Origin of the sequence: Streptomyces sp. NPDC056128, assembly GCF_042263835.1 — a bacterium.
In the GTDB taxonomy this organism is placed as follows: Bacteria; Actinomycetota; Actinomycetes; order Streptomycetales; family Streptomycetaceae; genus Streptomyces.
Map to the genome: position 1 here is coordinate 32,741 of NZ_JBHJVQ010000048.1, position 8,991 is coordinate 41,731.

Annotated in this window: 8 protein-coding genes and 1 pseudogene; 8 read left to right on the forward strand and 1 reads right to left on the reverse strand. The window is 67.0% G+C overall.

The genetic code is table 11. The annotated features are described in order from the left end of the window. Nucleotides 1–29 precede the first annotated feature (29 nt). The 6 genes and pseudogenes from ACFC1X_RS39135 (at nucleotide 30) to ACFC1X_RS39160 (ending at nucleotide 5,380) form a co-directional block, all read left to right on the forward strand. Complete coding sequence (locus ACFC1X_RS39135) at nucleotides 30–182, forward strand: hypothetical protein (protein ID WP_376363985.1); 153 nt, start codon at nucleotides 30–32, stop codon at nucleotides 180–182. Nucleotides 183–361: 179 nt separating this feature from the next. Continuing rightward, on the forward strand, nucleotides 362–586 hold the full coding sequence (locus tag ACFC1X_RS39140; protein ID WP_376363988.1) for a hypothetical protein: 225 nt from the start codon (nucleotides 362–364) through the stop codon (nucleotides 584–586). Then, nucleotides 583–1,474: pseudogene (locus tag ACFC1X_RS39145) on the forward strand (IS5 family transposase). The gene ACFC1X_RS39140 and the pseudogene ACFC1X_RS39145 overlap by 4 nt, the downstream one beginning before the upstream one ends. Nucleotides 1,475–1,638: 164 nt before the next feature. Next, a complete protein-coding gene (locus tag ACFC1X_RS39150; protein WP_376363991.1) occupies nucleotides 1,639–2,091 on the forward strand; it encodes an iron chaperone in 453 nt (150 codons plus the stop codon). An 839-nt stretch (nucleotides 2,092–2,930) separates the two neighbouring features. Next, on the forward strand, nucleotides 2,931–3,392 hold the full coding sequence (locus ACFC1X_RS39155; protein WP_376363994.1) for a YncE family protein: 462 nt from the start codon (nucleotides 2,931–2,933) through the stop codon (nucleotides 3,390–3,392). 392 nt (nucleotides 3,393–3,784) lie between these two features. After that, the gene (locus ACFC1X_RS39160) at nucleotides 3,785–5,380 is read left to right on the forward strand and encodes an FAD-dependent monooxygenase (protein ID WP_376363997.1); all 1,596 of its coding nucleotides are present in this window, start codon (nucleotides 3,785–3,787) and stop codon (nucleotides 5,378–5,380) included. Nucleotides 5,381–6,005: 625 nt separating this feature from the next. On the opposite strand, the gene ACFC1X_RS39165 is transcribed toward ACFC1X_RS39160, so the two are convergent. After that, a complete protein-coding gene (locus ACFC1X_RS39165) occupies nucleotides 6,006–7,106 on the reverse strand; it encodes a hypothetical protein (protein ID WP_376364000.1) in 1,101 nt (366 codons plus the stop codon). A 277-nt stretch (nucleotides 7,107–7,383) separates the two neighbouring features. On the opposite strand from ACFC1X_RS39165, the gene ACFC1X_RS39170 reads away from it, so the two are divergent. Continuing rightward, nucleotides 7,384–7,980, forward strand: coding sequence for a TetR/AcrR family transcriptional regulator (locus ACFC1X_RS39170; protein WP_376364003.1), 597 nt, complete (start codon nucleotides 7,384–7,386; stop codon nucleotides 7,978–7,980). Between the two features lie 87 nt (nucleotides 7,981–8,067). Beyond that, entirely contained in the window at nucleotides 8,068–8,952 is an 885-nt protein-coding gene (locus ACFC1X_RS39175) for an IS701 family transposase (protein WP_376364006.1), read from the forward strand. The last annotated feature ends 39 nt before the right edge of the window (nucleotides 8,953–8,991 follow it).

Genomic DNA, 8,991 nt, shown 5'->3' on the forward strand with positions numbered 1-8,991 from the left:
TCGCCGGTAGAGGTGCGGCCTCGGGGAGCATGGCGGCCGCGATGGTCCAGTTCTGCGCCGCCAACGGCATCGCCGCCGACATCGCAGTGCTCGCGTCGCCCCACGCGACCACGGCACTCGACCGCCTCCGGAAGAAGGACGTGCGCTACCGCATCGGACAGGCCGTATCTGACCTGAACTGAGAAGGACCAGCCGGGTAGGGGCAGGTGACTCGCCAAGACGTTTCTCGTGTCGCAGCCGCTCCACGCCGCGTTCCTGGTCACCGGAGGTCAGGACCGGTTGCGGTTTCGCGGAGTTCAAGTCGCTGTTCGCCGTGGAGTCCTGAGGAACGGCCTAGGGTCTGTCGTTTGGATCACTTCCGTTGGCCGAGGTCATCGTTGATGATGTCCAGGTGACTAACCGCATCAGCGCTCTGATCTCGGCCTTCGGTGTTCTTGCCAGCGTGATGCTGCTCGTTTTTGGCGCTCGTGAGTACCGCTCTGGGGCCTCCGTTCTCTGGCTCGTGGCTGGAGCCGTGATCTTCCTCAGCGCTTCGTACACGCTCGTGCGGGACGCGCGGCGGCTCCGCACTGGGCCGACCACCTGACAGCGGCGCCGTTCCAACCAGCCCCGCCAGTCGTTGTTCCTCGTGTGCCGTTGACTGACGCGCAGTGGGCGCGAATCGAGCCGTTACTCCCAGATCGGACACCACGGCGGGGTGGCCGATGGCGGGACCACCGAGAAGTGATCGACGCGATCGCCTGGAAGTCCCAGACGGGATCGCAGTGGATCCACCTCCCGGAGAAGTACGGCAACTGGCGAGGTGTCTACAACCGGCTGAGGATGTGGGCCATCGACGGCACGTGGGAACAGGTGTTCACCACGCTGGTCGCACAGGCTGACGCCGACGACGATCTCAACTGGGCCGTCTCGGTGGACTCCACCATCGTGCGCGCACACCAACACGCGGCTGGGGCCCGCAAAAAGGGGCCCCAACCAGCGAACCGGCAGACCACGCCATCGGCCGGTCCCGCGGCGGACTGACCACAAAGATTCACCTGGCCTCCGATGCCCACTGCCGGCCACTGGTCTTCGTGCTCACCGCCGGACAGGCCGGTGACGCCCCGCCTTCGCTCACGTCATGGCCCGCCTTCGCGTTCCTCGACGGCGAGGCCGGCCCCGCACCAGGCCGGACATTGTCCTGGCCGATAAGGCGTACTCCTCCCGCGCGATCCGCGAGCACCTGCGCAAGCGCGGTATCCGGACGGTCATCCCCGTCCCGGCCGATCAACGCGGTCACCGACTGCGGCGCGGCAGCCGGGGCGGCAGGCCACCCGCATTCGGCCGCGAGGCATACAAGCAGCGCAACACCGTCGAACGCTGCATCAACCGCTTGAAACAGTGGCGAGGTATCGCCACCCGCTATGAGAAGACCGCGACCATCTACCTGGCCGGACTCCACATCGCGGGCATCTTCCTCTGGTCAGCGCGGTGATCCAAACGAAACTGCCTAGGTGGACGGGTACGGGATCGGTTTGAGTGTCTCTTGAGCGAGTGTCAAGGGGACTGGGTGTGTGAGGTGTTGTACTGGAAGGCATGACCGTGCTCGTCGAGGCGTATCGGGTCCGGCGAGCGTGACCCACGGGCTACGGAGGAATCATGAGCAGCGCGAAGAAGAGCACGTACGAGGGGTTCACAGCCGAGGAAAAGGCCGCGATGAAGGACCACGCCAAGGAGCAGAAGGCGGCGGCACGGCGCGGTTCGAGCGCGGACAAGGCGGCTTTGGCGGAGAAGGATGTGCTGGCGAAGATCGCCGAGATGCAGGACTCGGACCGGGTGATGGCCGAGCGTGTTCACGCGGTGGTCCTGGCAAGCGTCCCGGAGCTCGCCCCGAAGCTGTGGTATGGGATGCCCGCCTACGCGCTGGACGGCAAGCTGATCTGTTTCTTCCAGAGCGCGGCGAAGTTCAAGGCGCGCTATGCGACGCTCGGCTTCAGTGACAACGCGAAACTGGACGAGGGCAGTATGTGGGCGGCCGGGTTCGCTCTGGCCGAGGTGACGTCCGAGGTGGAGGAGCGGATTGCGGCTCTGGTGAAGCAGGCTGCGAGCTGACGGTCCTCCGCCGGACCGCTGGGCGAGTTGCTTTCCTGGCGCGTCGGGTGGCTGAGTGGAGCCGTCGCGGAATCGTCCGTGCGGCGACTTCTGAGGACCTTGCGCACGTTTGCGCAAGGCCCTGCAGTCAGTCCGGACGGGCGCACCTACGCCAACGCATGCCGCGGGAGACCCTGTCCCTGATGGCGTTCAGTCCCGACAGGACCGCGTTCGCATACGGCGTCAGCGCGCACTTGGCCTGACCCCACCCAGGTCCGCCCGGGGCAGCAGGTTCGTTCGCGGCCGGGAGGGGCAGTGGTGCTCCGCAAGACGGACGACGACCACCAAGAGACTGAGGTGAAGGACTATGGCGACGCGTCGCGCGGTGATCATGGCAGCCGGTGCCGGGACTCTGGCGTCCGGCGTGACGACGTCTGTCTCCGGTGCACCCAGGGCCGCCGGGAGCGACGTGTTGGTAGTCGTGGAGAAGAGTGGCCACGCGGTCGGCTTCTACGAGACGACGTCGGGCCGGCGTCTTCAGAGGGTGAAACTGCCCGACTACCCCCAGGAGTTGGTGGTCGACTCCCGCAGGCGGTTCGCGTACGTCGGACACTACGGAGTGCCCGCACGATCGACACCCGGCCGTTCAATCGCGTCCACGGCATGGGTATCGACGACCGGGACCGGCTCTACGCGCTGAGCGAGGAGAAGGCGACGCTGGTCGGCTTCGAAGCACCGTCGACCGACCAGGCGCCGTCGAGGGCCGTTCCCGCACACGGGGCGAAAACCACCTGTTCACCCTCAGTAGGGGAGGCGAACGAGCCTATGCCACAGGCCTCTTGTCCCACACGGTCAACCTCGTGCGCCCGCACGACGCCTCCGCGCCACCCCTCGTGGTGACGCCCGGCCAGCTGCCCGAGAGCAGTTGCCTGAGTCGGGACACGAAGACGCTGTTCGTCGGAGCCCGTCGGAGTTCCTCCCTGGTTGCCGTCGACGCGCGCACCATGAAGGTTCAGCGAAGCCGGAGGATGGGCGGTGATCCGCTGCGGGTGTACGCGGTCGATGAGGACCGACTACTGGTGACGGACATCGTCGTTAACACCTTCACCCTGTACAGCACGGCACTGCGTCCGATCCGCATGCTGCAACTCGACAGCATCCCGGCTGCCGCCTCCTTCCACCCCAGTCGGGCCGCTGGCCTCGTTTCCCAACTGGCCACCAACAGCGTTGCCGTGGTCGATATGGAGCGTTTCGCCTTGGTGGGCGGCTTCGACACCGGGCTGGAACCGGACTCGTCGATACTGCTGCCGACGGCGCAGTAACAGAATCCGAACGGTTGCCACTCCGGACATCAGAGGGCGACGATCTATCCCGGTCAGGCTGTACCCCATCCTCAAGGAGGTCCTTTCGGCCTTCGAGTTGGTGGCGGATACCGCGTGTTGCAGTTGTTGGAGGGCGGAGCACTGGCACGGGCGGCAGGCTCGAGATGTAGGCCAGGGTTGCTACATCTTCATGATGCGGGCGTCTTGTAAAGAACCGCCGATTCGGTATATTTTCTGGTCGCGTCCGTCGGTCTCGTGGGGGTTTGTGGGGCGATTGTCTGTTCGCCGCGCAGCGGAGAGCGTGGAGTGTGGGTTCATGTCGCCGGGCCGGAGGCTGGGGCGTCGATCCGGCCTCGACGTATTGCCTGAGAGGCCAAGGGGGAGGTCCTGCGGTGGAAAGTCGTCTGCGCGCTCAGGTCGTGATCGTTGGTGGCGGGCCGGTCGGCATGCTGATGGCGGCCGAGCTCGGTGGCCGGGGGGTCCGCACCGTCGTGCTGGAGGCCCGGGCCTCGGTCTGTGATCGGCCCAAGGCGAGGGTGCTGCACGCAAGGGCTCTGCAGGGCCTGGCCAGGCGGGGGTACTTGACGGAGCTTGTGCCGCGCGGGATTTCGGGCACTGCCGAAGTCGGAGTGCCCTTCCGCTTCGGTGGGGTAGCCGGGCTGACGATCACGGCTTCGGCCTCGGAGCCGGGGCCCGTTCTGAAACGGCCTCAGGCCGACCTGGAGCGGCTGTTCGAGCAGCGGGCGCGCGCGGTGGGGGTGCGGGTGTTGCGTGAGCACCGTGTCACGCAGGTGTTCCAGGACCTGAACGGTGTGCGGGTCCTGGCGGAGGGGCCGCTCGGGTCTGTCGAGTGCACTGCTCTGTACCTCGTGGGGGCGGACGGGGGGCGTGGTGTGGTGCGTGAGCTGGCGGGCTTTGCGGCGCGTACCTACGAGGCCACGGCGTCCGGGCTGTCCGGACTGGTCAGGCTGGAGGACGCGGACGATCCGGGCCTGGGGTGGCACCACACTCCGCGTGGCTGGATCGTCGCGCACGACATCCCTGGGGAGGGCACCCACATCAGGACTCTCGACTGCTCAGACGCTCATGCCGGGCGTGGTGTGCCGCCTACGGGTGCGGAGTTGCGCAGGGAGGTGGCGCGGATCGCGGGCCGGGAGGTGGGGTTCGGGGAGGTGCGCTGGCTGAGCCGGTTCAGTGATTTCTCGCGGCTCGCGGAGTGTTTTGGGCGCGGGCGGGTTTTTCTTGCGGGGGACGCGGCGCATCTGCATTTCCCGGTGGGGGCGCAGGGGCTGAGTCTGGGTGTACAGGATGCGCTGAATCTGGGGTGGAAGCTGGCGCTGGCGGTGCGAGGGTGTGCGGGGGTGGGGCTGCTGGACACTTATGACCAGGAGCGTCGTCCGGCGGCTGAGCGGGTGATCGAGGTGACGCTGGCGCAGTTGGCGCTGATGCGTGCGCGGCCGGAGGCTGAGGCGTTGCGGTCGGTGTTCGCGGGAGTAGTGGCTGCGGGGGGTGGGGGGAGCCGGTATCTGAGTGATCTGATCAGCGGTCAGGATGTGGTGCTTCCGCCTGTTGCGGGGGGTGGCGGGGTACCGGAGCGCAGGTTTCTTCCCAATGTGGCGCTGCGTACGGCGCAGGGGCCGTCGGATGTGGTGGCTCTGCTGCGTGGGGGCGGGTGGCTGCTGCTGCTTTTTGGTGAGCGGGGCGCTGCGTATGGGCGCCGGGCGGGGGCGTGGGCGGATGTGGTGCGGCTGGTGCGTGCGGAGCCGGTGGATGAGGTGGCGTGTGATGCCGTACTGGTGCGGCCGGACGGGTATGTGGCGTGGGCGGTCGGAGCCGCTTCCCGGTCCGGGCCAAGGGGCGCCTGTAGTGCCGAGGGCGAGGGTGCCCGGCTGGAGGGCGTGTTGGTGCGGTATCTCGGGCGCGGGCCGGGCGGGCCGTTTGGGTCGACGGGGCAGTCGGCCGCCGGGGGCGTGGGGGCGGGCGTCTGAGGGTGTGGGGGTGGGTTACGTGGTGGTGGTTTGGGTAATTTAGTGGTAGTCAGTAACGGTTTGGGACATCGACTGGATGCTGGCGAAGGTGCCGACCATGACGTCGGCGGTGATGGTCGGGTCGACGTGGGGAGGGGTTCGCCTTGGGTGCGGGCTGCTTCGAGGCGGTGGCGGAGATGTGGCTCCAGCGGAGGAAGAGGCCGTTGCGGTCGAGGCCTTGGGGTGTTGGTCCATGCTGAGGCGCACGCCGGCGCGGACCATGGGGTCGTGTTGGAGGCGGAAGGCGTGCGGGAGGATTTCGTCGGCGAAGATCGCTGCTGCACGGTTTCGGAACAGCCCCACAGGGCCCGGCAGCCGGGACGATCATCTATGCCGTCAGACGTGTCCTGCCAGTTGGTACCCGACGGAACCTGGATCGTGCACCGGGCCGGACGTTGTGATGACGGAGACAAAGCGCTCGATATGAAGATGCCGGGGAAGTGCTGGATGAGCCCCGTGTTTTGGGTGACTTCGGCGCTGCGGGCCATAATCCCGATTGTCGGTCCGACGCAGGACGTGGCGAAGCTCCAGGTCCGCTCCGATGGACCACTCGTGTCTTCGATCGTGCGGTCGCTGCTTCTGTGGTTCAGGGCAGGGTGCGGTTCATGATTCGTGTGATGCCCCTGTGGACGGCGTCCACCTCTGCGATTCCCTTGGCCCTCTGTTCGTCCACCCAGCTCTCCTGCACTTCGCGGTACTGGGTTGCGGTCTGCCAGCGTTTCACCTCACCGGCTGTGAGCCGCCGCACGTTCGCGCCGGCCTGTCGCAGATGGTCGAGCTGAGTGTCGAAGCTGCGGTCCATTACCGGCCCCAGAGTCCGGTAGGCCCGAGCGGTGCCCCGTTGGATGGCTAGCCTGTCGCTGGGAAGAAGCTCGTCCCAGGCTCCCTTGTTCATGGCGAGTACGTAGACGTGCCCCAGCCACAGGTCCTTCGAGACCAGCACATGAGGGGCTGCCTCGTGCGCGTTCAGCATGTACCCGCTGTCGACATTCACCACGAGGCCGTCCAGCTCGCCCGACTCGAGAGCGTCGAAGATCCCCGGTCCCCAGGGCAAGGTCACCGGTGTCGCACCGGCGTTGGCCAGGAAGTCCTGGTGCCAGAAGCTGGCGGTCCGCCACCTGCCGCCCCGCACGGCGTCCACATCGGGCAGGGGCGCGGTGCCGTAGAACGCCAGCGGATAGCCAGTCCCGAAGAACAACGGAACGGTGTTGCTGGTCTCCAACTCGGACGTGAGAGCCGGGACATCCGCGTAGGCGCGGCGGAAGAAGTCCACCTGCCTGCTGCCGGCCGGGCCCACGGGGAAGCCCTTGAAGATCTGCTGGAGCGGCAGTTGCTCGGGCGCATATTCCGGCACGACCGTCGCTAGGTCCGTGACGACACCGTCGCCGACCGCACGCAGGGCGTCGTAGGAGATGGCGAGCTCACTGCTCCAGTGAGCTTCGATCTTCAGGCGGCCTTTCGACTCCTTCTCGATGGCCGGGAAGACAACGTCGTTGAGGAACCGGGTGCGCATGCCTCCCAGTGGTTCGTGGTCGCTAAACCTGAGAGTTCGTGGTGCGGTGCCCCTCGTCTTTGCCTGAGCTACTGCGCCAGGCAGCAACACGGCGGACGTGACGGCAGACGCCGACGCCAGGAACAGTCGTCGGCCCACGCCACCGCTGGGCGGCCTCTCGCCGTTGTTCGTCATGGGTGCCCCTCCCTCTCTCCGCATGCTGTCGTTGACGGCCTTCCAGATACTCGGCGACCCAGAGCGTACCTGAATGATCCTTCAGGTGCGCATAAAGACCGCGAAGCGTGGACGATGATGGTGCGGCGAGGCAGCGTGCCTTCTCCGGCGCGGCCGCCGCGATGACGACAGAAGGCCGAAGTGCGAGGGTGTGTGCATGGCTAAGGGGACTGAACCGTCCGTTCCGCAGAGTCTGAGGCGACGCAAGAAGCCCGTCCAGACGCGGTCGGGGGCGACCGTGGAGGCGATCTTCGAAGCGACGGTCCAAGTGTTGCTCACCGAGGGGCCCAACCGGCTGACCACCACCCGCGTGACCGAGCGCGCCGGGGTCTCGGTGGGCACGCTGTACCAGTACTTCCCGAACAAGCACGCCCTTCTCTTCGCGATCGTGGAGCGTCATTTCGACGAACTGGCAGGTGGGTACGAGGATTTGGCCGACACTGTCGCGCGACTCGAAGCAGATGGCCCAGGGCGGCCGATCGCGGACCTGGCCGCAAGCCTCGCCGACGCCTACGTTTCCGCGAAGCTGACCCGGCCAGACAAGACGCGGGCGCTGTACCCGGTCATGGGAGTCATCGAGCCAAGCGATCTGATCATCAACCTGCGTGAACGGCTGCGAGGTGCGTCGGCCCGGGTGCTGGCACACGCCTGTGACGCGTCGTACGAGGATGTCGACGCGGTCGTCTTCACCCTTCTCTCAGCCGTGTCCGGCCTCGTCCGCGCGACCTTCGAACTCCCGTCCGCAGGGGAGGAGGCCCTGGCTCGGCTGCGCGACGAGGCGGTCATGTTGGCCAGTTCCTACCTCACGGCTGCCGCGAACCAGGCTTCCACCTAGTAATGCTTCGTTACGCTGAGCGATATTGGCTGGTGGTGGGCAGTCTCCCGGGGTGAAGTTGGGGGAAGTCAACGGCTCCGGGGCGCGTTGGCGGAGTTCGTTGCCGATGTGTTCGGGTCGTTGCCGCGGCGGGATCAGCGGCGGTGGGGCGAGTGCTATCTGCGGGGCCTGATGCTGGACGGGCGGCGCAAGTCGGTCCAGCCGATGGCCGAGCGGCTGGCGACCGGCAACATGCAGGCCCTGCAGCAGTTCGTGAGCCAGTCGCCGGATCCGCTGCCGGTCAGACGGCGGATCGCCGAGCGGCTCGCCGAGGTGATCACGCCCGAGGTGTGGGTGGTCGACGACGTGTCGTTCCCCAAGTGCGGCAGAGCGCCGGTCGGCGTTGCACGCCAGTACTGCGGAGCCGTCGGCAAAACGGCGAACTGCCAGGTCGCGGTCAGCGTCCACGCCGCCATCGACACCGCGTCATGCCCGTCCAACTGTCAGTTGTATCTGCCGCGCGAGTGGACGGACGAGCCGGACCGATGCCGCAGGGTGGGAGTCCCCGACGAAGTCGTCCACCAGGAGAAATGGCGTCTCGCGCTCGGACTGCTCGACACGCTCACCGACTGGCAGTTGAAGACGCCGGTCGTGGTCGCCGATGCGGGCTACGGCGTCAGCACCCCCTTCCGGATCGGTCTTCAGGAGCGAGGGCTGTCCTATGTTCTCGCCCTGATCGGGAAGGAAGTCGCCCACCCAGAGGATGCCGGGCCGCACCAGCCCGCTTACGGCGAGCTCGGTCCGCCGACGCTGCCTCGCTACCGGACCCCGCCGCGAGCCATCTCCGCCCTCGCGGTCGAGGCCGGTGCCGGCCGGTTCACCGAGGTGACCTGGCGCCAGGGCAGCAAGGGCGCGATGACCTCACGGTTTGCGGTGCTTAGAGGTTGTTGTCTTTCCGAGTCTGACGACTCCGTTTTCGCTGGTCAGGGATAGGTGCGGTGTCGGTGTGGGAGTGATGGTCCGTCGTTTCGT